Below are 22,545 nucleotides of genomic sequence, written 5' to 3' on the forward strand. Positions count from 1 at the left end.
CGCATACCGCAGTGCGTAGCACGGAGGATTTCGAATGAGCGATGTCGCGGTGGAGGTCAAAGGCAGCGCCGGGTTCATCACGCTGGATCGGCCCAGGGCGCTGAACGCGCTGTCGCTCGAAATGATCCGCGACTTGACGGCGGCCTTGCTGGCGTGGCGCGACGATGCGCGGATCGAACGCGTCGCGGTGCGCGGCATGGGCAGGCAAGGGCCCTTCGGCGCGTTTTGCGCAGGCGGCGACATCCGCTTCTTCCACCAGGCCGTGCTCGCCGGCGATCCGAGGCTGGAGGACTTCTTCACCGAGGAATACACCCTCAACCACCTGATCCACGCGTACCCGAAACCGTACATCGTCTTCCTCGACGGCATCGTCATGGGCGGCGGCATGGGGATCTCTGCTCATGGCGGCGACACCAGCCTGCGCATCGCAACCGAGCGCACGAAGATGGCCATGCCCGAAACCAACATCGGGCTGTTCCCGGATGTCGGTGGCGGCTGGTTCCTCGCCCGCTGCCCAGGACACGTCGGCGAATACCTGGCGCTCACCGGAGAAACGTTCGGCGGCGCCGACGCATTCGCGGCGCGCCTGGCCGATGCCGTCCTGCCCGCCGCGGAATTGCCGGCGCTGTGGGAGCAGGCCAGCACGCGCGAAGGCTTCGCGGCCTTGCGCGAGCGCGTGCGGGCAGCCGAAGCACCGCCGCAGGGAGGACTGGCGGCGCGACGAGCCGAGATCGACCGTTTCTTCGGCTTGCCGACCGTCGCGGACATCGTCTCTGCGCTGGAGGCGGACGGCTCGTCGTGGTGCGGCGATACCGCCAGGCTGTTGCGCAAGCGCTCGCCGCTGATGTTGCACGTGACGCTGGAGCATGTGCGCCGGGCCCGGCACATGACGCTGGCAAACGACCTGCGCATGGAGCGGGACATGGTGAGGCATTGCTTCCACCTGCGTCCGGGCGTGGCCAGCGAGACCTTCGAAGGCATCCGCGCCCTGGCCATCGACAAGGACCACGCGCCGCGCTGGCAACCGGCGCGCATCGAGGACGTGACGCCGGAGATGGTGCAGGCCTTCTTCGCCAGCCCGTGGCCCGCCCACGCGCATCCGTTGCGCGGGCTGGGTTGATCAGAGCTGCTTGTAAACCGACTCCGCCAGGATCAGCAGCCCCTGCCGCGGCAGCTTGCCGGACAGCGCATAGCCGTAGCCCTGGTCGACCCAATAGAAGCTCTGCACGCCCGCCTCGCTGGTGAAGCGGAAGGCCGTCTCGCCCATCCCCTTGCCGCCGGCGCCATCGATCGCGCCCACGTAGAGGGTGATGCGCTCGCCGTTCGTGTTCTGGTACATGAACTGCGCCCGCGGCCCGCCGCCGCCGGACAGCAGGCGTCCCCCGACCAGTTCGTATCCGGTCGCCGCGAGATTGGGCAGCTTCAACGGACGGTTCAGGCGCTTGGACAGCCACTGCACCAGGTGCTCCTGCTGCTTCGCATCCACTTCCACCGGATGCCGCACCTCCGGCGAGAACACGGCGTGCGCGACGACGGCTTGCCGGGCGAACGCGCTGGCCGAGGGCGAAGCGGCCACGCCGGCGACGTTGGCCTGCCATTGCATGTTCGCGCCCCAACCGAGCGCGAACGAGACGAGGACGGCCGCGGCCATGCCGCCCCAGCGTTGCCACCGCGCCAGCCGGCTGCTGCGATGGTGCAGCAGCTCGCCGGCATGCAGCAGGTGCTCTGGAATCGGTTCGTCCAGCAAGTCGGCGTGCAAGGCGCCTAGCGCGTCCCGCTGCTCGGTCCATTCGCGCACGCGCTTCGCCGCGTCGGCGTCCACCGCCAGGCGCGACTCCACCGCCGCGCGCCGGTCGGCGTCGAGCTGGCCATCCACGTAAGCGTGGAGGTCGGCGTCATCGGGCAGTGCAGTGCTTTCGTCTTTCATCGTCGGTCCGTCACTTCAGCCGGCGCAGCGCCGGGGCCACGGCCGCGGCGGGCGAGCGGCCATCCATCAGCTCGCGCAGCCGCGTTCGCGCACGGGACAGCCGGGACATCACCGTGCCGATCGGCACGCCGGTGATGCGGGCGATGTCCTCGTAGCGGAAATCGTTCAGCGACACCAGCAGCAGCACCTCGCGCTGGTCCGCCGGCAGCCGCAACAGGCAGCGCTGCAGGTCCATCAGCTGTTCGGCGCCGCCGCCGGACACCGCGAAGTCCTGCCCGGCCTGCTCCACGTCCATGTCGACGCGCCGGGCCTGCTGCCGCATGGCGCGGCGCGCGCCGTCCACGAACAGGTTGTGCATCAGCGTGAACAGCCAGGCCCGCAGGTCGCTGCCGGCCGCCCACAATCGCCAGCGCTCGCAGGCGCGTTCCAACGTGTCCTGCACCAGGTCGTCGGCGTTCCACGGGTCGCCGGTCAGCGATCGGGCGTAGCGGCGCAAGGCGGGAATGTGTCCGACGAGGCTCTGGGGGGCGGCGACAGGCATGCGGACGGCGGCTATTCCAGCTCGATGGGCCGCGAGACCGGCGCGTCGGGCCAGCTCTGCCGGATCAGGAAGTCCAGGCGCATCACCCGGCGCAGCCCCTCGAGCTCGCCATGGCGCGCCACCAGCGCCTCCAGCAGCGGCTTGCGCAACAGGCACAGCATCGGCAGGTCCGCCGCGGCGATGGCCCGGCCGAGCGGGCCGGCGTAGGCCGCGGGGACTTCTTCGAGCAGGAGCCGCATGGCCTGGCGCGCGGGCTCGGCGTCGGTGCCCACCGCGGGCACGGGGACACCCTCCACCGGCGCGGCCAATCGGCCGTTCACCAGGGGCTGCCACCGCATCCGCAGCGTTTCCGCCGCCCGCTGCCAGTTCATGTCAGGGACGCGCGAGCCGCCATACGTTGTTGACGCCGTCGCCGGTGCGGTCGCCGGGCTTGGCGTCGCGGACCCAGTAGTACACGGGCTTGCCACGGTAAGCCCATTGGCGCGACCCATCGTCGCGAACGATGACCGACCAGTCGCCCATGACGGACGAGTCGTTGGGGCCGGCCATCAGCGGCGGCCAGTTGGTGGCGCACTGGCCATTGCACGACGACTTGCCCGAGGCCACCGTGTCGCGGTCGAAGGTGTACAGCGTCATCCCGTTGGGCCCGACGAACACGCCGTCGGAGACCTTCGCGGGACCTCCGTACGACGCGCAGGCGGCAAGAACGGCAGAAGTGACAGCAAGGGAGGCGAGCAGGGCAAGGCGCATGGCATGGCTCCAGGGTTGTGGAAGAAGCGGGTTCCTGCTGATGAACGATCCGGGGGGCCGCCTTATTCCCCCGGACGCGAAATTCACTTGTGGCGCTGTTTCATGGCGCGTTCCACTTCCCGCTTTCCCTCGCGGTCCTTGATGGTGTCGCGCTTGTCGTGTTCGGCCTTGCCCTTGGCCAGGGCGATCTCGCACTTGATCTTCCCCTCCTTCCAGTACAGCTGCAAGGGGACGAGCGTGTGCCCCTTCTGCTCCACCTTGCCGATGAGGCGGCGGATCTGGTCCTTGTGCATCAGCAGCTTCTTGGTGCGGGCCGTGTCCGGGCTGACGTGCGTGGAGGCCGTGCTCAGCGGGTTGATCTGGCAGCCGATCAGCCACAGTTCGCCCTCGCGGATCACCACGTAGCCGTCCGTCAGCTGCGCCTTGCCCTCGCGGGCGGCCTTCACTTCCCAGCCTTGCAGCACCACGCCGGCCTCGAACTTCTCCTCGAAGAAGTAGTTGTAGGCAGCTTTCTTGTTGTCGGCTATGCGCGAGGGTGATTCTTTTTTTGTCGCCATGAGCTGAGGTTGGGGCGGCGGCGACTCTCTACAATCCCGCGCGGGTCTGCGATTCTCCATGAAAACCGTCCACAAATCCGTCCTCATCTGGTACAGCGCCGAAGAGATGTTCGCGCTGGTCACCGACGTGGCGAAGTACAGCGAGTTCCTGCCGTGGTGCGACCGCGCCAGCGTGCTCGCGCAGGAGCCGGACGGCATGAAGGCCGAGATCGGCATCGCGTTCGGCGGCATCCACCAGACCTTCACCACTCGCAACACGCATGTGCCCGGCCGCGAAGTGCGCATGAAACTGGTGGACGGGCCGTTCTCCAACCTGGACGGCTGCTGGAAGTTCACCCCGCTCGGAACCCCGGGCCAGCGCGCCTGCAAGGTCACCCTGGAGCTGCACTACGGCTTCAAGAGCGCGGCGCTCGCGGCGGTCGTGGGCCCGGTGTTCGACAAGATCGCGGGCAACCTGGTCGATGCTTTCGTCAAGCGCGCCGAGCAGGTGCACGGCTGATGGCCAGGGTCACCGTCGCCTGGTCGCCGGGGCCGCGCGAGGTGCGCGAGTGGACGTTGCTGCTGCCCGAGGGGGGCACGGTGCGCGACGCGGTGCTGGCCAGCGGCTGGCCGCAAGCGCACGCCGCCAATGACGTGCAGCGCGCCGACTTCGGCGTGTGGGGCCGCCGCTGCACGGCAGACCAGGTGCTGCGCGACGGGGACCGGGTGGAGGTGTACCGCGGCCTGCTGGTGGACCCCAAGGTGGCGCGGCGCGAACGCTTTCGCAAGCAGGGTGCGCGCGCCACCGGTTTGTTCGCCAAGCGGCGGCCGGGCGCGAAGCCCGGATATTGAGGAAGCTGGATCCCCGCCCGCGCGGGTCAGCGGCAGTCGCGGGCGATCACGGCCTCGAGCCGCTTCACTTCCACCGCGCGCTGGTTGTCGTCCATGATCTCGCGCTCGCCCTTGGCGTTGGTCTGGGCGACCCGGTACCCTGCATCGAAACCGTTCTTGGCGGTTTTCGCGCGGGCGCAGTTGTCGGCCTGGATGGCCGCGACCTTGGCCTCCTCGGCCTTTTTCTTGTCCGCTTCCGCCGATGCGGCGAGCTTGCGCTTGTCCTCCAGCGCCTTGTCCTTGCCCACGGGCGGCTGCGCCGCGGCCGGTGCGGCCGCAGTGGTGGCTGCCGCGGCGGCGGGCGCCGTGTCGACCGACTTGCCGCGCGCACCGGGCTGCTTGAGGATGCGATCGGGGGCGATGTCCGATGGCGGCGGCCGGTCGCTGTAGACCTTCTTGCCGTCCTTGTCCATCCAGAGCCATTGGCCGGAGGCGAGCAACGGCGCACAGAAGACCAGGGCGACCAGGGCGGGACGGAGGGCTTTCATCGAATCAGTGTAGCTCGGCCTTTCGCAGCCGGCGCAGGGCAAATCCCTCACCCGCCACACTCACCCCCGCGCGCCTTGTGCGAAATTGCACGCGGGTACAATCCTTTTTTTGGAGCCCCCGTCATGCGCCTTCTCGGAAATGCGCTCACCTTCGACGACGTGTTGCTGGTGCCTGCGTTCTCCCAGGTCCTTCCCAAGGACACCTCCCTCGCGACCCAGCTCTCCCGCAACATCCGATTGAACCTCCCCCTGGTCTCCGCGGCCATGGACACGGTGACAGAAGCGCGCCTGGCGATCGCGATCGCGCAGGAAGGCGGCATGGGCATCGTCCACAAGAACCTCACCGCGCAGCAGCAGGCGGCCGAAGTTGCCCGCGTGAAGCGCTACGAGTCCGGCGTGCTGCGCGACCCGGTGGTCATCACGCCGCAGCACACGGTGCGGCAGGTGATGGCGATGCAGGAGCAACTGGGGATCTCCGGCTTTCCGGTGCTCGACGGCGGCAAGGTGGTGGGCATCGTGACCGGGCGCGACCTGCGCTTCGAGACGCGCTACGAAGTGCCCGTCAGCCAGATCATGACGCCGCGCGACAAGCTGATCACCATCCGCGAAGGCACCAGCCTCGCCGATGCCAAGGCGCTGTTGAACAAGCACCGCCTGGAGCGGCTGCTGGTGATCAACGACTCCTTCGAGCTCAGGGGCCTGATCACCGTCAAGGACATCACCAAGCAGACCAGCTTCCCGAACGCGGCGCGCGACGCCAGCGGCCGGCTGCGGGTGGGCGCGGCGGTCGGGGTGGGCGAAGGCACCGAGGAACGGGTCGAGGCGCTGGTGAAGGCGGGCGTGGATGCCATCGTGGTCGACACCGCACACGGCCACAGCAAGGGCGTGGTCGAGCGCGTGCGCTGGGTCAAGCAGAACTATCCGCAGGTGGACGTGATCGGCGGCAACATCGCCACCGGTTCGGCGGCCCGTGCCCTGGTGGAGGCCGGCGCGGACGCGGTGAAGGTCGGCATCGGCCCGGGCTCGATCTGCACCACGCGCATCGTCGCCGGCGTCGGCGTGCCGCAGATCACCGCCATCGACAACGTGGCCACCGCGCTGGCAGGCAGCGGAGTGCCGCTCATAGCCGACGGCGGCGTGCGCTATTCCGGCGACATCGCCAAGGCCATCGCCGCCGGGGCGAGCACGGTGATGATGGGCGGTGTGTTCGCCGGCACCGAGGAGGCGCCCGGCGAGATCGTGCTGTACCAGGGCCGCAGCTACAAGAGCTATCGCGGCATGGGCTCCATCGGCGCCATGCAGCAAGGCAGCGCCGATCGCTACTTCCAGGAGGCGACCAGCACCAATCCGAATACGGACAAGCTGGTCCCGGAAGGCATCGAGGGCCGCGTGCCGTACAAGGGCTCGCTGGTGTCGATCGTGTACCAGATGGCCGGCGGCGTCCGCGCCGCCATGGGCTACTGCGGCTGCGCCAGCATCGAGGAGATGCGCTCGAAGGCGGAATTCGTGCAGATCACCGCCGCGGGCATGCGCGAAAGCCATGTGCACGACGTGCAGATCACCAAGGAAGCGCCGAACTACCGGGCGGAGTGAAAGCCTCGCGGCAGAAAGGGCCAGAAATTTCTGGCCCTTTTTTGTTTCGTGATTAAAATCAGGCCAGATTCACAAGCAATCGAGCCAGAATGCAAACCGTCCCCATCCACCAGGCCAAGAGCCAGCTCTCCGAGTTGATCCGTGCCGTGGAGAACGGCGAGGAGGTCGTGCTCACCCGGCATGGCAAGCGCGTCATCCGCCTGATCAAGGAGCCGGAGACGGAGCAGCCCAGCATCGAGGCGCGCCGGCAGGCCATCCAGCAGGAGCTGGAGGCCTTGCGCAGCAAGGTGGGCCGCGGCCAGCCGGGCTTCCAGGAGCTGTGGGAGGAGCACAAGCGGGAACGCGACGCCCGCGGCGAGGGCTGGACCGACGAACCCAAGGTGCCCCGTGCTCGTCGTTGACGCCTCCGCCTTCGCGAGCTGGGCCTTTCCCGACGAAGCGGGCGAAAAGGTGTCGCAAGCGCTCATCCGCGTCATCACCGAAGAGGAGAGCGCAACCAGTGCCGCGATCTTTCCGCTGGAGGCGCTGCATGCCGCCGGCCGGGCGCTGGCCAGGGGACGCTTCACGCCCAGCGTGCACCAGCACGTGTTGCGGCTGCTCAGCCGGTTGCCGGTGGCCCTGGCGCCGCTGCGCGTCTCGCCGCTGGAGTTCTGGAACTGGTCGCAGTCGCTGGACCTCACGCCCTACGATGCCGCCTACCTGAAGGTCGCCGTTGACCTGAAAGCCCCTCTCGTCACGATGGACCGCGCCTTGCAACGCGCCTGCCTCAAGCTCGAACATCCGCTGATCACCGACCTCGCCTGACATGCAACACGACAAGATCCTCATCCTCGACTTCGGTTCGCAGGTCACGCAACTGATCGCGCGCCGCGTGCGCGAAGCGCATGTGTTCTCCGAAGTGCATCCCTGCGACGTGACCGACGAATGGATCCGTGCCTATGCCGCCGACGGCAGCCTGAAGGGCGTCATCCTCTCGGGCAGCCACGCGAGCATCTACGAGGAGACCACCGACAAGGCGCCGCAGGCGGTGTTCGAGCTCGGCGTGCCGGTGCTGGGCATCTGCTACGGCATGCAGGCCATGGCCCACCAGCTCGGTGGCAAGGTCGAGGGCGGCCACAAGCGCGAATTCGGCTATGCCGCCGTGCGCGCCCGCGGCCACACGCAGCTGCTGCGTGACATCGCCGACTACACCACGCCGGAAGGCCACGGCATGCTCAACGTGTGGATGTCGCACGGCGACAAGGTGGTGGAGATGCCGCCCGGCTTCAAGCTGATGGCGTCCACCGACAGCTGCCCGATCGCCGGCATGGCCGACGAGGCGCGCCGTTTCTATGCGATCCAATTTCACGCCGAGGTCACGCACACGGTGCAGGGCCGGGCCATCCTGGAACGCTTCGTCCTGGGCATCTGCCAGGCCCGGCCGGACTGGGTGATGCGCGACCACGTCGCCGAAGCGGTGGCGGCCATCCGCCGTCAGGTAGGGGACGAAGAGGTGATCCTGGGCCTGTCCGGAGGCGTCGATTCCTCCGTGGCCGCGGCGCTGATCCATCGCGCCATCGGCGACCAGCTGACCTGCGTGTTCGTCGACCACGGCTTGCTGCGCCTGAACGAGGGCGACATGGTGATGGAGATGTTCGCGGGCAAGCTGCACGCCAAGGTCGTGCGCGTCGATGCGGCCGACCTGTTCCTCGGCAAGCTCGCCGGCGTGAGCGACCCGGAGGCCAAGCGCAAGATCATCGGCGGCCTGTTCGTCGACGTGTTCAAGTCCGAGGCGGACATCATCAAGAAGACGCACGCGCGCCACGTCGCCTGGCTGGCCCAGGGGACGATCTACCCGGACGTCATCGAATCGGGCGGCGGCAAGAGCAAGAAGGCCGTCACCATCAAGAGCCACCACAACGTCGGCGGACTGCCGGAGCAGCTTGGCTTGAAGCTGCTGGAGCCGCTGCGCGACCTGTTCAAGGACGAAGTGCGGGAGCTCGGCGTGGCCCTCGGCCTGCCGCCGGAGATGGTGTACCGGCATCCGTTCCCCGGCCCCGGCCTGGGCGTGCGCATCCTCGGCGAGGTCAGGAAGGAATACGCGGACCTGCTACGCCGGGCGGATGACATCTTCATCCAGGAGCTGCGCAACTTTCGTGACGAGCCCACCGGCAAGACCTGGTACGAGCTCACGAGCCAGGCCTTCACGGTGTTCCTGCCGGTCAAGAGCGTGGGCGTCATGGGCGACGGGCGCACCTACGACTACGTGGTGGCCCTGCGCGCCGTGCAGACCAGCGACTTCATGACGGCCGACTGGGCGGAGCTGCCTTATGCGCTGCTCAAGAAGGTGTCCAGCCGCATCATCAACGAGGTGCGCGGCATCAACCGCGTGACTTACGACGTGAGCAGCAAGCCGCCGGCGACCATTGAATGGGAATAGGCACGCCTTCATAATCGCTTCATGTACCAGCCCCCGCAGTTCCGCTCCGAAGACCCGGCGCTGGCCGCGGACCTGATGCGGGCGCATCCGCTGGCCAGCCTGGTGTCCGTCGACGACACCGGCTTTCCCTATGCCAGCCACCTGCCGCTGCACCTGGAAGAGCGGGAAGGGCGGTTCGTGCTCTGGGGTCATTGCGCCAAGCCCAATCCGCACTGGCGCTACCTGCAGGCCCGGCCCGACGCGCTGGCCATCTTCATGGGGCCGCATGCCTACCTGTCGCCCTCGGTCTACCCCGACCTGCAGCGCGTGCCCACCTGGAACTACCTCACCGTGCATTGCCGGGTGCGTGCGCGCCTGGTCGAAGATGCGCTGGCGAAGGACCGGCTGCTCAAGAAGCTGATCGGCGACCACGAGCCCGCCTACGCGGAGCAGTGGCGCAGCCTGGGCGAGGACTTCGCGCACAAGATGCTGGCCGGCATCGTCGGCTTCGAGCTGGAAGTGACCGAGTGGGCCTGCAAGGTGAAACTGAACCAGCATCGCCGTGAGGCGCACGCGCGGATGCGCGAGCAGTACGCTGCGGGCAGCGCCGACGAAAAAGCGCTGGTCACCTGGATGGAGCGCCTGGGCATGGGGGGCAACTGATGCGAGCGATCTTTTCGATCCTGGGGCTGTTGCTGGTGGTGGCGGTCATCGGCTTCCTGGCCAAGAGCCAGCTGAAAGCCGGTGTAGCGCCCGCGGTGCCGGGCGCCGAAGCGGGGTCCACCGTTCCGGCGGCCACGCCGCAGCAGCAGGTCAAGCAGTTCGAGCAGGCAGTGCAGGGCGCCGTGCAGCAGGCGCGGCCCATGCCGGACAACGACAAGTGAGCACCGCGCGCTCGCGCGACGCGCGCTTCATGCGCGAAGCGCTGGCGCAGGCGCGCCTCGCCGCCGAGGCCGGCGAGGTGCCGGTCGGGGCCGTCGTGGTGCACGGAAACGAGATCGTCGGGCGGGGCCACAACGCACCGGTCACGCAGCACGACCCCACCGCGCACGCCGAAATCCGTGCCTTGCGGCAAGCGGCGCAAGCCCTGGGCAACTACCGCCTGGATGGCTGCGAGCTGTTCGTGACGCTGGAGCCCTGCACGATGTGCACCGGTGCGATGCTGCACGCGCGGCTGGCGCGCGTCGTCTACGCCGCTGCCGACCCGAAGACGGGCGCCGCCGGCTCCGTGGTCGACCTGTTCGTGCAGCGCCGCCTGAACCACCAGACCGCCGTCGAAGGCGGCGTGCTGGCGGCGGAGTGCGGTGCATTGCTCACCGAGTTTTTCCGCGCCCGCCGCGTGGAGGCCCGCGGCGCCGCCCAGCCCTTGCGCGATGACGCCTTGCGCACGCCGGACAATCGCTTCAGCGACTTGCCGGACTACCCCTGGGATCCGCATTACGTCGCCGACCTGCCGTCGCTGGCCGGCCTGCGCATGCACTACCTGGACGAAGGCCCTCCGGATGCCTCCCGCACCTGGCTCTGCCTGCACGGCAACCCGGCGTGGAGCTACCTGTACCGCCGCATGATCCCGGTGTTCCTGGCAGCCGGCGACCGCGTGGTGGCGCCGGACATGCCGGGGTTCGGCAAGAGCGACAAGCCCAAGCGCGACGCCACCCACGCCTTCGAATGGCATCGCCAGGTTCTGCTGGAACTGGTGGAGCGGCTCGACCTGCGGCACGTCGTGCTGGTGGTCCAGGACTGGGGCGGCCTGCTCGGGCTGACACTGCCGATGGAGGCGCCGGAGCGCTACGACGGCCTGCTCGTGATGAATACGACGCTGGGGACCGGCGATGCGCCGCTCAGCCCGGGATTCATCGCCTGGCGCGACATGTGCGCCAGGAACCCGGGGTTCGACATCGGGCGGCTGTTCGCGCGCGGCAACCCGCACCTGCGGCTGGAGGAGTGCGCCGCCTACGACGCGCCGTTCCCGGACCTGGGCCATCGCGCTGCCCTGCGTGCCTTTCCGGCAATGGTGCCCGCGCGTCCCGAGGCCGGTGGCGCCGCCGTGTCGCGCGCGGCGCGCGACTTCCTGCGGGAGCGCTGGTCGGGTCGCACGATGATGGCGGTGGGTGCGCAAGACCCGGTGCTCGGCGTGCCCGTGATGCAGGCGCTGCGCGAGCAGATCCGGGGTTGCCCGGAACCGACCGTGTTGCCCCAGGCCGGCCATTTCGTCCAGGAGCATGGCGAGGAGATCGCGCGCGCGGCGGTGGGATACTTCCGCCCGTGACCAAGCGCATCTACATCTTCTCTCCCTCCAGTGCTGTGCGAAACAAGGCCGCTGTCCGGCGCGGCGTCGCTCGCCTGAAGGCCCTGGGCCACGAGGTGGAGCTCGATCCGGCCGTGTTCGCGACCCACATGCGCTTTGCCGGCGACGACGCGACGCGCCTGGCCGCCATCGGCCGCGCGGCCGACAGCGGCGCCGACGTCGCGATCATCACGCGCGGCGGCTACGGGCTGACGCGGCTGCTGCCGCAGCTGCCTTACAAGCAGATCGCCCGGGCGATCGACGGCGGCACGCAGTTCGTGGGCCTCAGCGACTTCACGGCCTTCCAGAGCGCGGTGCTCGCCGAAACGGGGCGGACGACGTGGGCGGGCCCGGCCATCGGGGAGGACTTCGGCGTGGAGCCCGAACCCGACGACATCATGCAGGCGTGCTTCGACGATCTCGTCACGCTGCAGGGCGAGGGCACCGGATGGCAGCTGCCGGCCGCCGAACGCATGGCCAAGCCGCTCCAGGAAAAGGGCGTGCTCTGGGGCGGCAACCTCGCCATCGTCGCCGCGTTGGCGGGCACGCCGTGGCTACCCAAGGTGAAGGGCGGAATCCTGTTCCTCGAGGACGTGCACGAGCACCCCTACCGCATCGAACGCATGCTGACGCAGCTGCTGTATGCCGGCGTGCTGCAGCGGCAGAAGGCGATCCTGCTCGGGCATTTCACCAACTGGGTGCCGGTGCCGCACGACAAGGGCTTCAGGCTGAAGACGGTGGTGGATTGGCTGCGCACGCAGGTGAAGGCGACGGTCCTCACCGGCCTGCCGTTCGGCCATGTACCGACCAAGGTGTGCCTGCCTGTCGGGGCCAAGGTCACCCTGGCGGTTGAAGGCCGCGACGCTTTCGTGATCTGGGGACACCGCCACTAGGGCGGATGGCTCAGCCGGTCAGCGGACTCGGACGCGAGCTCAGGCTGCCAGGCAGCAGCCCGTGGAACATCTCGGTGATGTGCAGCACCTTGCTGCGTGCGGAGGCTTCGCCCTGCGTGGCCGCCAGGGCCGCCATGACGTCCCCGCGCAGGTACCACAGCGCCTGCACGTCGTTGGCATAACGGACCCGCCGCGTCACATTGGCGAAACGCCGGCCACCCTCTTCACCCAGCAGCGACAGCATCGCCTCGCGGATGTCCTCCGTGCCTTCGTCCAGCACGGAGTCGCTCGGGGCGACAGGGTTGCCGAGCAGCCCGTAGATGCTGCTTCGAAGATTTCCTTTGAACCAACGCATATTTGAGATGACGCCTGCCTGCGAGGGCAAGCCTATCAGTGGTACGACGGCCCCCAACGTATTCGCAATACGGGGGATTGACAAGTATCCAAAGGTGACGCAATTCACGAAAAGTGTGAGCGGATGAGTCATGAGACACGTGTGCTAGGACGATTCCTAGCGCCTCTGGTCATCCTTCCGGTCGCGTTTGGGACCCGTCCGAGCCTTCGATTCAGCCACCGCCGATGGCCGGGCGAGGCGGCAAGAACGACAGTACGGCATGGCCCCACGCAACGCCCCCGTCACCGTCTTCCTCGCGGACGACTCGGCCGCCATCCGCCAGCGGGTCAATGGCCTGCTGCGGGACGCCGCCTTCACCATCGTCGGCGAGGCCGGCTCGCCGCAGGGATGCATCAGCGGAATCCTGGAAGTCCATCCGGACGTGGTGGTGCTCGACCACCAGCTCGAAGGCGGCACCGGGCTGCAGGTGATGCAAGCCGTCCGCCAGGCCGACCCGCTTGTTGCCTTTGTCGTTTTCAGCAACAACTGCGGCCCCGCTTACCGCAAGCGTTACCTGGGGCAGGGCGCCGCCCGCTTCCTGGACAAGAGTAGCGAATTCGACCAGCTCGCGGTCGCCGTCGCCGCCGCGGGCGCCCACGCCGTCCACTGAGCACGACAGACACAAAGAGATGAGGGAACCTCCATGCAATCCGCCGCGCTTCACGCCAGCCCCCTGCACTTCATGCCGCCCGCCAACCTCGCCCGCACCGCCACGCCAGCACCGCTGAAGACGCAGTGCTCCACTTGCCACCTGAAGGACCTGTGCCTGCCATGCGGCCTCACCGTCAGCGATGTCGAACGGCTCGACGGCCTCAGGTTCGCGCGGCGGCGGGTGAAGGAAGGAGACGCGCTCTACCGCGAAGGCGAAAAGTTCCAGTTCATCTACGCGGTGCGCAGCGGCACCTTCAAGTCGCACATGGCGCTCAAGGACGGCCGCGAGCAGGTGACCGCATTCCAGATGGCCGGCGAACTGCTCGGACTGGACGGCCTGGCGTCCGGCAAGCATGCCAGCAGCGCCGTGGCGCTGGAAGATGCGGAGATCTGCGCGATCCCGTACGCCAACCTCAGCGAGCTGGCTTCCGCCAGCCCCGACCTCCAGCACGTCCTCTCCCGCCTGATGAGCCGCGAGATCGTGCGCGAACACAGCCTGATGATGCTGCTGGGCAGCATGAACGCCGAAGAGCGGCTGGCCGCCTTCCTGCTGAACCTGTCGCAGCGCATGAAGGCGCGAGGCTACTCGCCCACCGAGTTTCACCTGCGCATGTCGCGGGCCGAGATCGGCAGCTACCTGGGCATGAAGCTCGAGACCGTCAGCCGCACCTTCTCCGCTTTCCAGCACCAACGGCTGCTCGAAGTGGACAAGAGACACGTGCGCATCAGCGACCTGGACGGCCTGACCCGCGTCTTCGAGACGCGCGTGCAGTAAGCGGCCTGCACCGGCTCGCCTGGCCGTATAGTTCGGCAGGAGGGCTTCCATGTTCACGGATCGCATCGAAGCGGCGGGCCGGCTGGCCGCGGCCCTGTCGCAGTACCGGGGACACAACGCGCTGGTGCTCGCCATTCCGCGTGGCGCCGTACCCATGGCCGCACGGATAGCGCGCGAGCTCCAGGGGGAACTGGAGATCGTGCTCGTGCGCAAGCTGCATGCGCCTGGCGCACCCGAATTCGCCATCGGCGCCGTGGATGAGTCCGGCTGGGTCTACCTGAGTTCGCAAGCCTCTTCCGTGGGCGCCACGCCCGATTACGTCGAGGAGCAGAAAGCGCTGCAAATGCAGGAACTGGCCCGGCGCCGGGAACTCTATACCCCGGGGCGGCTGCGCAAGGATGCCCAGGGCCGGACCGTGATCGTCGTCGACGACGGCCTGGCCACCGGCGCCACCATGATCGCGGCGCTGCATGCCGTCCGCCAGCGCCAACCGGCCCGGCTGGTTTGCGCGGTGCCGGTGGGTGCACCGGAAAGCGTCAGGCTGGTGCAGGAACATGCGGACGAAGTCGTCTGCCTGGACACCCCCCGGCGATTCATCGCGGTGAGCCAGTTCTACGGGTCGTTTCCTCAACTGGACGACGACGAAGTCATTGCATTGCTGCGGTCGGCGGACAGCCCGGCCGCAGGGGAGGGCCAGAGAGCATGAAGTATTGGAAGCGTTGCGCGGCGGCGGGCCTGCTGGCGATGTCATTCGTCGGCGTGGCGCAAGCCGCGGCGCCGCTTGGCCCCGCAGCGCTGCGCGCGCGGCATGCCGGCATGGCGCAGCAGCTCGCCCAGAATGCTTTTGGCGGGCCGGTGGTGCTGCAGTCCCAGGAGGCTTCGCGGCGCATCGAGGGAGACGTGTACGCCGTGCTCGACCATCCCTTCGAGTCGGTGCGGGGGGCGCTGTCCGATCCCGGCCGCTGGTGCGAGATCCTCATGCTGCACCTGAACACCAAGCATTGCCGGCGCGCCGACGGTGTGGATGGCCCGCGTGTCGAGGTTCGCGTCGGCAAGAAGGAGCCGCAGGCGGTGTCGTCCGCGACGTTGCTGGCGTTTGGCTGGAAGGCCCCCGTGACCCGGGCCGACTACCTGTCGGTGCAGATGGATGCGGTGGACGGTCCGTACGACACCCGCGACTACCAGCTGATGGCGGAAGCCGTGCCGCTGGAAGGCGGCCGCACCTTCCTGCACATGGGCTACGCGCTGAGCCACGGGGCCGCCAGCGAGATCGCGATGAAGGTGTACCTCGGCACGAAGGGGCAGGACAAGGTGGGCTTCACCCGCACGAAGGCTGGAGACGACGGGTTCGTCGGCGGCATGCGCGGCGTGGTGGAGCGCAACACCATGCGCTACTACCTGGCCATCGACGCCTACCTGGATTCCCTGTCGCTGCCGGGCGAGCAGCAGGTCGAAAAGCGCCTGCAGGCGTGGTTCGATGCCACGGAAAAGTATCCGCGGCAGTTGCGCGAGGTGGGGCGCGAGGACTACCTGCGGATGAAGCGCGCCGAACTGCTGCGCCTGACGGCCGCCCGCTGACGCTAGGCAGGCACGGGCTTTCGCACCACCTGGATGCTGCGCGCGCGCAGCTGTCCGCAACCCCCTTCGACGTCCTGGGCTGCAGACTGTCGCAGCTTGGTGAGCACGCCGCGCCGATGCAGCGTGCGGGCAATTTCCGCCGCGCGCTCCGATGATGGACGGCGAAAATCGATGCCGTCCACCTTGTTGAACGGGATCATGTTCAGCACGCCGTACTTGCCGGCCAGCAGGCGGACGATGCCATCGAGTTCGTCGTCGCCGTCGTTCACGCCTTCCAGCAAGGTCCACTGGTACTGGATGGGGTAGCCGGTGGCGCGCGCGTAGTTTTCTCCGGCCTCCACGAGTTCCTCCGGAGTCATGCGCGGCGCGCGTGGCAGCAATTGCTGGCGCAGGGCCGGCTTCGTCGTATGGAGGGACAGGGCCAGGGCCGGTTTCACGCGTGACAGCGGCAGCCGCTCGAAAACGCGCGGGTCGCCCACGGTCGAGAACACGAGGTCCTTGTGGCCGATGTTCCCCGCCGTGCCCAGGAACTCGATCGCTTCGATCACGGCGTCCAGGTTGTGCGCCGGCTCACCCATGCCCATGAACACCACCTTGCGGACCGGCCGGCGGGCGCGCGCCAGCGCCACCTGCGCCACCATTTCCGCGCTCCCCAGCTGCCGCACCAGGCCGTCGCGCCCGGTCATGCAGAACAGGCAGCCGACCGCGCACCCGACCTGGGAGGAGATGCACAGTCCGTCCCGCGGCAGCAGCACGCTTTCCACCATCTGGCCGTCGGCCAATTCGACCAGCAGGCGTTCGCCGCCGTCCTCGGCGGGGTGGGCGCTGCGCAGCCTGGTGATCGACGCGAGCTCGGCTTCGATTCCGGACAGGGCCGAGAGGAGGGCGGCTGGGAGGAAGTCCTCGATGCGGCGCTTGCCGCTGTCCTGCGGCAAGGCCTGGGACCACAGGCGCAGCACGCGTTGCTCGTGGGACGGCCCGGCGCCGGCGGCGCGCAGGCGCTGCCTCAGGGCTTCGATCGTCACGGTCATTGGTACGGCACCGAACAGACACCTCTGCTAGCTCATGCTCAACTGGCAACCAGACTTCGATCACACAAGGGCGGAGCCACTCGCATGACCAGTCATTCCCCCTCGCGCGGCAGTCCAGACGCGCCAGGTTCGCCAGACATCTCGGGTCTGCCCGAGTTTAAGGTTCGTTTGGCCGCCGGCGGACGCAGGGGTGGTCTCGAGCTGCTCAACGAGCGCACGCCATACCGGTTCACCGGGGTTTTTCAGTTCAGCGGCGAAGTGCTCAAAAGTGTCGAATTGGTGGACAAGTGGGACAAGGCCGTCGTGCGCGGCCAGGATGTCCCCATCGCGACCGCTTATTGCGCCCACCTGCAGCGGACGGGCCAATCCCTCGTCGTGATCAACGGCCATCGCGACGATCGCGTGCCGTGGATGAAGAACAGCCCGATCGCGAGTTATTGCGGGGCGGTCATCGAGAGTCCCGCCGGGGATGCATGGGGCGCGGTGTGTCACTACGACATGGATCCGTGTGAAAGCAACCGGGGTGAAGTGGCCCTTCTTTCCGCCGCTGCGCCATTTCTGTGGTCGGTGCTCGGGACAGACGCCGACCAAGCCGCAGCGCCGGCGGATTGAGGCTGGAGGCGCGGGCGACGAGAGTGATATGCGTCCTCCTCTTCTTTCTATTATTTGACATAATACGCATCGTATCAAGCGAATATGCGGTTACGTCGAGGCCCCCCAAGGCGCAATCGAAGGTACAAAGGTCCATGGCCCGGCGATCTGCCGGCAGCACGAACCTGGAGATTCCATGCACTTGAGCCTCACGCGCCTTACCTTCATCGCCGCCGCCGCCGTGGTGCTGGCGGGTTGCGCATCCCAATCGACCCAGCCGGCCCCGGTGGCGGCCGGTTCCGGAGGCAAGCACCTGGTGTATCGCGATGGCAGCGGCAACCTCATTAGGCAGTTCAGCTATCCGGATGACGCTTTCTGCCGTCGCGTCGAAGCTCTGGCCGGACGCGGCGCACGCTGCCAAGCCGATCCGGCGCCGGGTTTCACGGCACAAGCCACGCTGCGCTACAACCCGCCCGGCGTCCTGGTCCCGGGTCAGTACGCCGACCTGGCCCGCTGCCGCGCCGACACCAGCGTCATGTCAGCCGGCGTGCAGCTGGTGGACGCCTGCGCAGCCCGATAACTCACTTTAACTCCATCGCTCAAGTGGTTGTCACGCTTGCCTTTTACGCTTCGCGTTTAGCAAGTGCCGTCACCACTTGCCCCTGGGCTGGGAATTGCGGATCGCACCGGAGATCAGGTCGGCCGCGTCCTTGCGATTCGCGCGCATGGCGAAGTCCACCGCGGACAAGCCCAGTTCATTGCGCATGAACGGGTCCGCGCCTTCTTCCAGCAACAGCTTCACGGCAGCGGTCGATCCGTATTCGGCGGCCATCATCAGCGGGGTCGTCTTGTTCGGGGATTCCGCGTTGATGTACGCGTGTTCGCGCAGCAGCAGCTTGATCACGTCGATGTGACCGCTCGTGGCCGCATAGTGCAACGGCGTCCACCCCGGCTTGTTGACGTCCGCGTCGCGCGCGATCAGCTTGCGCACCAGGTCGATGTGACCGCGAAAGGCGGCCAGCATCAACGGGCTTTCGTCCTTGGGGCTGCGCCATTCCACGTTGGTCCGGGGCCAGTAGATCAAGGCTTCGGCCGCTTTCAGGGAGCCGTCCTGCAGCGCCGCAAACAGTCCGTGGCGGCCGGACGGATCGAGGGCATTGGGGTCGAAGCCGCGCAGCAGCAGCCCGGTGATGGTCTGGGGATCGTCCCGCTTCACCGCCACGAAAAAGTCCTCGTACGATCCAGCTCGGGCGAACGAAAAACCAATCAAGGCAAGGAGATAGACGACAAACTTCAGGTAATGCTTCATGTTGTCACGCCGCTGAACAGCGCCTCGAAATTGCGGCTGGTCTGCTCGCCGATGGCTTCCCTCGACAGTCCACGCAGCTCGGCGACCTGCGCCGCCACGAACGGCACATAGGACGGATTGTTCACCTTGCCGCGGTACGGCACGGGAGCGAGATAGGGGCTGTCGGTCTCGATCAGCAGCCGGTCGAGCGGCACGAACCGCGCCACCTCACGCAGGTCGGCCGCGCTCTTGAAGGTCAGGATGCCCGAAAAGGAAATGTAGAAGCCGAGGTCGAGCGCGGCGCGCGCGACCTCCATGGTTTCCGTGAAGCAATGGAACACGCCGCCGGCCGATCCGGCGGAGCCGTCTTCGCCCTCTTCCTTCAGGATGGCGACGGTGTCCACCGATGCTTCGCGCGTGTGGATGATCAGGGGCTTGCGGCACTGGCGCGCGGCCCGGATGTGGACGCGAAAGCGCTCGCGCTGCCACTCCATGTCCGCCACGCTGCGGCCGCCCTTGCGCTCTTCCATCTGGTAGTAGTCGAGCCCGGTTTCGCCGATGCCCACCACCCTGGGCCGTGCGGCCAGTTCCAGCAATTTCTCCACCGTGGGCTCGGTGATGCCCTCGTTGTCCGGGTGCACCCCGGCCGAGGCCCAGAAGTTGTCGTGACCCATGGCCAGCGCATGCACCTCCTCGAACTCCTCCAGGGTCGTGCAGATGCAAAGGGCCCGGTCGACACCCGCTGCGGCCATGGCGGCGCGGATCTGCGGCAGTTGCGCGGAGAGTTCGGGAAAGCTGAGGTGGCAGTGGGAGTCGACGAACATGGTGCTGGAAAGTGCGAACGCCGCGCGGCGGGAAGCCGGCGGCGCTGCCTGGAACGATTGTAGGAGCGCGGGGCCCCTGCGACTCAGATGGTCTGCGTCGGCCGCTCGGAGGCCAGGTGACCGCCGAGGATTTCCTCGATCTTCACCTTCAGCAGCTTGGACTTGTCGTCCGCGGGAAAACGGACGCCGACGCCCTGGGTGCGGTTGGCGGCGGCTCGCGGCGGGGTGACCCAGGCCACCTTGCCGGCCACCGGGTAGCGCTGCGGATCGTCCGGCAGCGACAGCAGCACGTAGACGTCGTCGCCCAGGCGGTAATCGCGCGTGGTGGGAATGAACACGCCGCCGTCCGAGAACAAGGGGATGTAGGCCGCGTACAGGGCGGCCTTTTCCTTGATGGCGAGCTGGATGACGCTCGGGCGCGGGGTGGAGGGAGCAGTGCTCATGGGCTAGGAATGGGAGTTTAGGGCCGTCCGCGCCTGGCCCACAAGGCTTTCCAGCTGCAAGCCGGCGTTGAACGGGTGTTCTACCGTTTTCGCGGCCTCCGAGAGGCTTCGCCACCACGCCGTCAGGGCCGGCAACGACCCGGCAACCGGCAAGTCCCCGGCCTCGAAGAAGCGGGGGGCGGCCCCCGAGTGCACGGCCACGAGGTCGTGGCACAGTTTCTGGAAGGATTCGAGCAGCTGCGCCGGCCCCCACTGGCCGAATCCCGCGGTGTCGCCTCGTACCAACGCCTTGGGCCATTGCGACCAGGTTCGGGCGTCCAGGCCGGCCTGGTGCAGGCGCAGCGCGTCCTCCGGCCGGCCCCCGGCCGCCCGCAGCAGCACCGCCGCCGCGGGCGCGGGCACGCCCTCTTCCACCAGCCACGCGGTGGCCTCGTCCGCCTGCGGCCAGGCCATGGGATGGGCCAGGCAGCGGCTGCGGATGGTGGGCAGCAGCTGGTGCGAGGCCTGGGTCGCCAGCACGAAACGAACGTCGCCCGGCGGCTCCTCCAGGGTCTTGAGCAGCGTGTTGGCCGTCACGTGGTTCATGCGCTCGGCCGGATACACGAGCACCGCCTTGCCGCGGCCGCGGCCGCTGGTGCGCTGCGCGAACTCCAGCATGTCGCGCATGGCGTCCACCCGGATCTCGCGGCTCGGCTTGCGCTTCTTGTCGTCGATGTCGGCCTGCGCCTTTTCGCCCAGCGGCCAGCCCAGTTCCAGCATCACCGTTTCGGGCATCAGCACGGCCAGGTCGGTATGGGCGCGCACGTCCACCTGGTGGCAGCTGCCGCACTCGCCGCATGCGCCGTCGGCGGTGGGCCGGTCGCAAAGCCAGGCCTGCACCAGCGCCAGCCCCATTTCGTACTGGCCCAGTCCCGACGGGCCATGCAGCAACCAGGCGTGGCCGCGTTGCGCCAGCAGGGAGCGGACCTGGCTGCGGATCCAGGGCGCCTTCATGGCAGGAACCCCCGGCCGCGCACGCCGGCCAGCAAGTCGCGCCAGACGGCCTCGCGAGGCTGGTCGGCGTCGATGCGCAGGAAGCGGCCGGCATCGGCCCTGGCGCGCGCCGCATACCCGGCGGCGACGCGCGCGAAGAAGGCTTGCGGCTGCGACTCGAACTTGTCGGGCACGCGCGCACCGGCCAGGCGCTGCGCGGCGACGGCGGGGTCCAGGTCGAACCAGGCCGTCAAATGCGGCTGCCGCAGCGCGCCCGCCGGCAGCGCATCGACGCTTTGCACCCAGCGCTCCAGCGTCGCCAGCACCTGCGTGTCGAAGCCGCGTCCGCCGCCCTGGTAGGCGAACGTGGCATCGGTGAAACGATCGCACAGCACGACCTCGCCGCGCGCCAGCGCCGGCTCGATCACCTGCAGCAGGTGGTCGCGCCGCGCGGCGAACATCAGCAGCGCCTCGGTCAGCGCATCCATCGGGTCGTTCAGCGCCAGGGCCCGCAGCTTTTCCGCCAACGGCGTGCCGCCCGGCTCGCGCGTCAGCACCACCGTGCGGCCCGCGGCGCGGAATGCCGAGGCCAGCGCCTCGATGTGCGTGGACTTGCCGGCGCCGTCGATGCCTTCGAAACTGAGGAAGACCCCGTGGCTCATTGCCCGCGCTGGAACTTGTTGACGGCCCGGTTGTGCTGGTCCAGCGTCTCGCTGAACTGGCTCGTGCCGTCGCCGCGGGCCACGAAGTAGATGGCCTTGCTGGGAGCAGGCTGCACCGCGGCCAGCAACGAAGCCTTGCCCGGCATCGCGATCGGCGTGGGCGGCAGGCCGCCGCGCAGGTAGGTGTTGTACGGCGAGTCGGTCTGCAGGTGCACCCGGCGCAGGTTGCCGTCGAAGTTTTCGCCCAGTCCGTAGATCACGGTCGGGTCGGTCTGCAAGGGCATGCCGATGCGCAGCCGGTTCTGGAACACGGCCGCGACCAGCGTGCGGTCCGACGACTTGCCGGTTTCCTTCTCCACGATGCTGGCCAGCGTCAGCGCCTCCTCCGGTGTCTTCAGGACGGATTGCGGGCTGCGCGTCTCCCAGGCCTGGGCCAGGCGCTTGTCCATGGCGCGCAGGGCGCGCTGCAGCACCTTCACGTCGCTCGAGCCCTTGGAATAGGTGTAGGTGTCCGGGAAGAAGCGGCCCTCCGGCGCCACGCCCGGGCGGCCCAGGAGGGTCATGAGCTCGGCGTCCGACAGCTTGCCGGCGTCGGGCCGCAGCTGGTCGGCCTTGGCCAGCGCGCCACGCACCTGGCGCCAGTTCCAGCCTTCCACCAGGGTCACTGCGCGCAACGACTCTTCGCCCCGCGCCAGCTTGTCCAGCAAGCGCCTCGGCGTGATGCCGCGCTCCAGTTCGTAGCTGCCGGCCTTGATGCGATGGGCCTCGCCGGACAGCCGGAACCACGCATATAGCAGGCGCGGATCGACATCCACGCCGGCGTCGCGCACCGCCTGCGCCACTGCGCGAGGCAACATTCCCGGCTCGACGGACAGGTCCACGGACGGCGCCTGCAACGAAAGAGGCTGGCGCAGCCAATACCAGGCGGCACTGAGGCCGGCCAGGGCCACCAGCAGGGCCAGCACGAACAGGGTCGAAAAAAAGCGGCGCACCGTCCCTACTTCGTCTGTGGAATGAGACGGCCATGATAAT

The 22,545-nt window shown here is 68.2% G+C and carries 31 protein-coding genes; 17 read left to right on the forward strand and 14 right to left on the reverse strand.

The features are described 5' to 3' along the window. The first annotated feature begins 34 nt into the window (after positions 1-34). The gene (locus tag WG902_RS02685; RefSeq protein WP_340058356.1) at positions 35-1,120 is read left to right on the forward strand and encodes an enoyl-CoA hydratase/isomerase family protein; all 1,086 of its coding nucleotides are present in this window, start codon (positions 35-37) and stop codon (positions 1,118-1,120) included. On the opposite strand, the gene WG902_RS02690 is transcribed toward WG902_RS02685, so the two are convergent. The 5 genes from WG902_RS02690 to smpB all read right to left on the reverse strand — a co-directional run bounded on the left by WG902_RS02690 (position 1,121) and on the right by smpB (position 3,775). After that, positions 1,121-1,927 carry an anti-sigma factor gene (locus tag WG902_RS02690; RefSeq protein ID WP_340058357.1) on the reverse strand — a complete coding sequence of 269 codons (807 nt, stop codon included), beginning with the start codon at positions 1,925-1,927 and terminating at the stop codon, positions 1,121-1,123. A 10-nt stretch (positions 1,928-1,937) separates the two neighbouring features. Continuing rightward, on the reverse strand, positions 1,938-2,468 hold the full coding sequence (locus WG902_RS02695; RefSeq protein ID WP_340058358.1) for a sigma-70 family RNA polymerase sigma factor: 531 nt from the start codon (positions 2,466-2,468) through the stop codon (positions 1,938-1,940). Between the two features lie 11 nt (positions 2,469-2,479). Next, entirely contained in the window at positions 2,480-2,806 is a 327-nt protein-coding gene (locus WG902_RS02700; RefSeq protein WP_340058359.1) for a hypothetical protein, read from the reverse strand. Between the two features lie 34 nt (positions 2,807-2,840). Further along, on the reverse strand, positions 2,841-3,218 hold the full coding sequence (locus tag WG902_RS02705; protein ID WP_340058360.1) for a COG4315 family predicted lipoprotein: 378 nt from the start codon (positions 3,216-3,218) through the stop codon (positions 2,841-2,843). Positions 3,219-3,301: 83 nt separating this feature from the next. Further along, positions 3,302-3,775: an SsrA-binding protein SmpB gene (smpB, locus tag WG902_RS02710; RefSeq protein WP_340058361.1), complete on the reverse strand. Its 474-nt coding sequence runs from the start codon at positions 3,773-3,775 to the stop codon at positions 3,302-3,304. Positions 3,776-3,833: 58 nt separating this feature from the next. Between smpB and WG902_RS02715 the strand changes: the two genes are divergently transcribed. Then, the gene (locus tag WG902_RS02715; protein WP_340058363.1) at positions 3,834-4,274 is read left to right on the forward strand and encodes a type II toxin-antitoxin system RatA family toxin; all 441 of its coding nucleotides are present in this window, start codon (positions 3,834-3,836) and stop codon (positions 4,272-4,274) included. After that, the gene (locus WG902_RS02720; protein ID WP_340058364.1) at positions 4,274-4,606 is read left to right on the forward strand and encodes an RnfH family protein; all 333 of its coding nucleotides are present in this window, start codon (positions 4,274-4,276) and stop codon (positions 4,604-4,606) included. The genes WG902_RS02715 and WG902_RS02720 overlap by 1 nt, the downstream gene beginning before the upstream one ends. Positions 4,607-4,632: 26 nt before the next feature. Here the strand turns inward: WG902_RS02720 and WG902_RS02725 are convergent, their stop codons facing one another. Then, the gene (locus WG902_RS02725) at positions 4,633-5,133 is read right to left on the reverse strand and encodes a DUF4124 domain-containing protein (protein WP_340058366.1); all 501 of its coding nucleotides are present in this window, start codon (positions 5,131-5,133) and stop codon (positions 4,633-4,635) included. A 123-nt stretch (positions 5,134-5,256) separates the two neighbouring features. Between WG902_RS02725 and guaB the strand changes: the two genes are divergently transcribed. The 8 genes from guaB to WG902_RS02765 all read left to right on the forward strand — a co-directional run bounded on the left by guaB (position 5,257) and on the right by WG902_RS02765 (position 12,304). Next, entirely contained in the window at positions 5,257-6,726 is a 1,470-nt protein-coding gene (gene guaB / locus WG902_RS02730) for an IMP dehydrogenase (RefSeq protein ID WP_340058367.1), read from the forward strand. 89 nt (positions 6,727-6,815) lie between these two features. Continuing rightward, complete coding sequence (locus tag WG902_RS02735) at positions 6,816-7,127, forward strand: type II toxin-antitoxin system Phd/YefM family antitoxin (protein WP_340058368.1); 312 nt, start codon at positions 6,816-6,818, stop codon at positions 7,125-7,127. Continuing rightward, positions 7,114-7,530 carry a type II toxin-antitoxin system VapC family toxin gene (locus WG902_RS02740; protein WP_340058370.1) on the forward strand — a complete coding sequence of 139 codons (417 nt, stop codon included), beginning with the start codon at positions 7,114-7,116 and terminating at the stop codon, positions 7,528-7,530. Before WG902_RS02735 ends, WG902_RS02740 begins: the two co-directional genes overlap by 14 nt. A gap of 1 nt (position 7,531) precedes the next feature. Continuing rightward, a complete protein-coding gene (gene guaA, locus WG902_RS02745) occupies positions 7,532-9,145 on the forward strand; it encodes a glutamine-hydrolyzing GMP synthase (RefSeq protein ID WP_340058371.1) in 1,614 nt (537 codons plus the stop codon). Between the two features lie 21 nt (positions 9,146-9,166). Next, positions 9,167-9,787 (forward strand): FMN-binding negative transcriptional regulator, encoded by a 621-nt coding sequence (locus WG902_RS02750; protein WP_340058372.1) that lies wholly within the window; start codon positions 9,167-9,169, stop codon positions 9,785-9,787. Continuing rightward, positions 9,787-10,008: a hypothetical protein gene (locus WG902_RS02755; protein ID WP_340058373.1), complete on the forward strand. Its 222-nt coding sequence runs from the start codon at positions 9,787-9,789 to the stop codon at positions 10,006-10,008. The genes WG902_RS02750 and WG902_RS02755 overlap by 1 nt, the downstream gene beginning before the upstream one ends. Next, entirely contained in the window at positions 10,005-11,393 is a 1,389-nt protein-coding gene (gene tadA / locus WG902_RS02760) for a tRNA adenosine(34) deaminase TadA (RefSeq protein ID WP_340058374.1), read from the forward strand. The genes WG902_RS02755 and tadA overlap by 4 nt, the downstream gene beginning before the upstream one ends. Then, positions 11,390-12,304 carry an LD-carboxypeptidase gene (locus WG902_RS02765; protein ID WP_340058375.1) on the forward strand — a complete coding sequence of 305 codons (915 nt, stop codon included), beginning with the start codon at positions 11,390-11,392 and terminating at the stop codon, positions 12,302-12,304. Before tadA ends, WG902_RS02765 begins: the two co-directional genes overlap by 4 nt. Positions 12,305-12,314: 10 nt before the next feature. On the opposite strand, the gene WG902_RS02770 is transcribed toward WG902_RS02765, so the two are convergent. After that, positions 12,315-12,659, reverse strand: a complete 345-nt coding sequence (locus WG902_RS02770; RefSeq protein WP_340058376.1) for a hypothetical protein — start codon at positions 12,657-12,659, stop codon at positions 12,315-12,317. 259 nt (positions 12,660-12,918) lie between these two features. Between WG902_RS02770 and WG902_RS02775 the strand changes: the two genes are divergently transcribed. Genes WG902_RS02775 through WG902_RS02790 form a run of 4 tightly spaced genes read left to right on the forward strand, consistent with a single transcriptional unit; the run spans position 12,919 to position 15,702 of the window. Continuing rightward, entirely contained in the window at positions 12,919-13,308 is a 390-nt protein-coding gene (locus WG902_RS02775; protein WP_340058377.1) for a response regulator, read from the forward strand. A 33-nt stretch (positions 13,309-13,341) separates the two neighbouring features. Continuing rightward, a complete protein-coding gene (fnr, locus tag WG902_RS02780) occupies positions 13,342-14,124 on the forward strand; it encodes a fumarate/nitrate reduction transcriptional regulator Fnr (RefSeq protein WP_445263645.1) in 783 nt (260 codons plus the stop codon). Between the two features lie 49 nt (positions 14,125-14,173). Beyond that, entirely contained in the window at positions 14,174-14,830 is a 657-nt protein-coding gene (locus tag WG902_RS02785; protein ID WP_340058378.1) for a phosphoribosyltransferase, read from the forward strand. Continuing rightward, positions 14,827-15,702, forward strand: a complete 876-nt coding sequence (locus WG902_RS02790; protein ID WP_340058379.1) for a hypothetical protein — start codon at positions 14,827-14,829, stop codon at positions 15,700-15,702. The genes WG902_RS02785 and WG902_RS02790 overlap by 4 nt, the downstream gene beginning before the upstream one ends. A 2-nt stretch (positions 15,703-15,704) precedes the next feature. Here the strand turns inward: WG902_RS02790 and WG902_RS02795 are convergent, their stop codons facing one another. Beyond that, complete coding sequence (locus tag WG902_RS02795) at positions 15,705-16,733, reverse strand: RNA methyltransferase (RefSeq protein WP_445263646.1); 1,029 nt, start codon at positions 16,731-16,733, stop codon at positions 15,705-15,707. Positions 16,734-16,817: 84 nt separating this feature from the next. Here WG902_RS02795 and WG902_RS02800 point away from each other — a divergent pair, with 84 nt between their 5' ends. Both WG902_RS02800 and WG902_RS02805 read left to right on the forward strand, forming a co-directional pair. Next, complete coding sequence (locus WG902_RS02800) at positions 16,818-17,345, forward strand: hypothetical protein (protein WP_340058381.1); 528 nt, start codon at positions 16,818-16,820, stop codon at positions 17,343-17,345. A gap of 175 nt (positions 17,346-17,520) precedes the next feature. Further along, a complete protein-coding gene (locus WG902_RS02805; RefSeq protein ID WP_340058382.1) occupies positions 17,521-17,904 on the forward strand; it encodes a hypothetical protein in 384 nt (127 codons plus the stop codon). A gap of 69 nt (positions 17,905-17,973) precedes the next feature. On the opposite strand, the gene WG902_RS02810 is transcribed toward WG902_RS02805, so the two are convergent. The 6 genes from WG902_RS02810 to mltG all read right to left on the reverse strand — a co-directional run bounded on the left by WG902_RS02810 (position 17,974) and on the right by mltG (position 22,505). Continuing rightward, positions 17,974-18,633: an ankyrin repeat domain-containing protein gene (locus WG902_RS02810; RefSeq protein ID WP_340058384.1), complete on the reverse strand. Its 660-nt coding sequence runs from the start codon at positions 18,631-18,633 to the stop codon at positions 17,974-17,976. After that, a complete protein-coding gene (locus WG902_RS02815) occupies positions 18,630-19,436 on the reverse strand; it encodes a TatD family hydrolase (RefSeq protein ID WP_340058385.1) in 807 nt (268 codons plus the stop codon). The genes WG902_RS02810 and WG902_RS02815 overlap by 4 nt, the downstream gene beginning before the upstream one ends. Positions 19,437-19,519: 83 nt before the next feature. Then, positions 19,520-19,879: a PilZ domain-containing protein gene (locus WG902_RS02820; protein WP_340058386.1), complete on the reverse strand. Its 360-nt coding sequence runs from the start codon at positions 19,877-19,879 to the stop codon at positions 19,520-19,522. A gap of 3 nt (positions 19,880-19,882) precedes the next feature. Then, entirely contained in the window at positions 19,883-20,872 is a 990-nt protein-coding gene (locus WG902_RS02825; protein WP_340058387.1) for a DNA polymerase III subunit delta', read from the reverse strand. After that, positions 20,869-21,513, reverse strand: coding sequence for a dTMP kinase (gene tmk / locus WG902_RS02830; protein ID WP_340058388.1), 645 nt, complete (start codon positions 21,511-21,513; stop codon positions 20,869-20,871). The genes WG902_RS02825 and tmk overlap by 4 nt, the downstream gene beginning before the upstream one ends. After that, positions 21,510-22,505, reverse strand: a complete 996-nt coding sequence (gene mltG / locus WG902_RS02835) for an endolytic transglycosylase MltG (protein ID WP_340058389.1) — start codon at positions 22,503-22,505, stop codon at positions 21,510-21,512. The genes tmk and mltG overlap by 4 nt, the downstream gene beginning before the upstream one ends. Positions 22,506-22,545 lie beyond the last annotated feature (40 nt).

The organism is Ramlibacter sp. PS3R-8 (genome assembly GCF_037572435.1).
GTDB lineage: Bacteria > Pseudomonadota > Gammaproteobacteria > Burkholderiales > Burkholderiaceae_C > Ramlibacter.

Bases quoted from the DNA above. Each gene is read 5' to 3' on its own strand.
- WG902_RS02800 (WP_340058381.1), top strand. From the start codon at position 16,818: ATGACCAGTCATTCCCCCTCGCGCGGCAGTCCAGACGCGCCAGGTTCG.
- WG902_RS02690 (WP_340058357.1), bottom strand. From the start codon at position 1,927: ATGAAAGACGAAAGCACTGCACTGCCCGATGACGCCGACCTCCACGCT.
- guaA (WP_340058371.1), top strand. From the start codon at position 7,532: ATGCAACACGACAAGATCCTCATCCTCGACTTCGGTTCGCAGGTCACG.
- WG902_RS02770 (WP_340058376.1), bottom strand. From the start codon at position 12,659: ATGCGTTGGTTCAAAGGAAATCTTCGAAGCAGCATCTACGGGCTGCTC.
- WG902_RS02790 (WP_340058379.1), top strand. From the start codon at position 14,827: ATGAAGTATTGGAAGCGTTGCGCGGCGGCGGGCCTGCTGGCGATGTCA.
- smpB (WP_340058361.1), bottom strand. From the start codon at position 3,775: ATGGCGACAAAAAAAGAATCACCCTCGCGCATAGCCGACAACAAGAAA.
- WG902_RS02810 (WP_340058384.1), bottom strand. From the start codon at position 18,633: ATGAAGCATTACCTGAAGTTTGTCGTCTATCTCCTTGCCTTGATTGGT.
- WG902_RS02775 (WP_340058377.1), top strand. From the start codon at position 12,919: ATGGCCCCACGCAACGCCCCCGTCACCGTCTTCCTCGCGGACGACTCG.
- guaB (WP_340058367.1), top strand. From the start codon at position 5,257: ATGCGCCTTCTCGGAAATGCGCTCACCTTCGACGACGTGTTGCTGGTG.
- WG902_RS02735 (WP_340058368.1), top strand. From the start codon at position 6,816: ATGCAAACCGTCCCCATCCACCAGGCCAAGAGCCAGCTCTCCGAGTTG.
- WG902_RS02685 (WP_340058356.1), top strand. From the start codon at position 35: ATGAGCGATGTCGCGGTGGAGGTCAAAGGCAGCGCCGGGTTCATCACG.
- WG902_RS02750 (WP_340058372.1), top strand. From the start codon at position 9,167: ATGTACCAGCCCCCGCAGTTCCGCTCCGAAGACCCGGCGCTGGCCGCG.
- tmk (WP_340058388.1), bottom strand. From the start codon at position 21,513: ATGAGCCACGGGGTCTTCCTCAGTTTCGAAGGCATCGACGGCGCCGGC.
- WG902_RS02795 (WP_445263646.1), bottom strand. From the start codon at position 16,733: ATGACCGTGACGATCGAAGCCCTGAGGCAGCGCCTGCGCGCCGCCGGC.
- WG902_RS02725 (WP_340058366.1), bottom strand. From the start codon at position 5,133: ATGAAAGCCCTCCGTCCCGCCCTGGTCGCCCTGGTCTTCTGTGCGCCG.
- fnr (WP_445263645.1), top strand. From the start codon at position 13,342: ATGCAATCCGCCGCGCTTCACGCCAGCCCCCTGCACTTCATGCCGCCC.
- WG902_RS02805 (WP_340058382.1), top strand. From the start codon at position 17,521: ATGCACTTGAGCCTCACGCGCCTTACCTTCATCGCCGCCGCCGCCGTG.
- WG902_RS02785 (WP_340058378.1), top strand. From the start codon at position 14,174: ATGTTCACGGATCGCATCGAAGCGGCGGGCCGGCTGGCCGCGGCCCTG.
- WG902_RS02720 (WP_340058364.1), top strand. From the start codon at position 4,274: ATGGCCAGGGTCACCGTCGCCTGGTCGCCGGGGCCGCGCGAGGTGCGC.
- WG902_RS02820 (WP_340058386.1), bottom strand. From the start codon at position 19,879: ATGAGCACTGCTCCCTCCACCCCGCGCCCGAGCGTCATCCAGCTCGCC.
- WG902_RS02825 (WP_340058387.1), bottom strand. From the start codon at position 20,872: ATGAAGGCGCCCTGGATCCGCAGCCAGGTCCGCTCCCTGCTGGCGCAA.
- WG902_RS02755 (WP_340058373.1), top strand. From the start codon at position 9,787: ATGCGAGCGATCTTTTCGATCCTGGGGCTGTTGCTGGTGGTGGCGGTC.
- WG902_RS02700 (WP_340058359.1), bottom strand. From the start codon at position 2,806: ATGCGGTGGCAGCCCCTGGTGAACGGCCGATTGGCCGCGCCGGTGGAG.
- WG902_RS02695 (WP_340058358.1), bottom strand. From the start codon at position 2,468: ATGCCTGTCGCCGCCCCCCAGAGCCTCGTCGGACACATTCCCGCCTTG.
- WG902_RS02705 (WP_340058360.1), bottom strand. From the start codon at position 3,218: ATGCGCCTTGCCCTGCTCGCCTCCCTTGCTGTCACTTCTGCCGTTCTT.
- WG902_RS02715 (WP_340058363.1), top strand. From the start codon at position 3,834: ATGAAAACCGTCCACAAATCCGTCCTCATCTGGTACAGCGCCGAAGAG.
- WG902_RS02815 (WP_340058385.1), bottom strand. From the start codon at position 19,436: ATGTTCGTCGACTCCCACTGCCACCTCAGCTTTCCCGAACTCTCCGCG.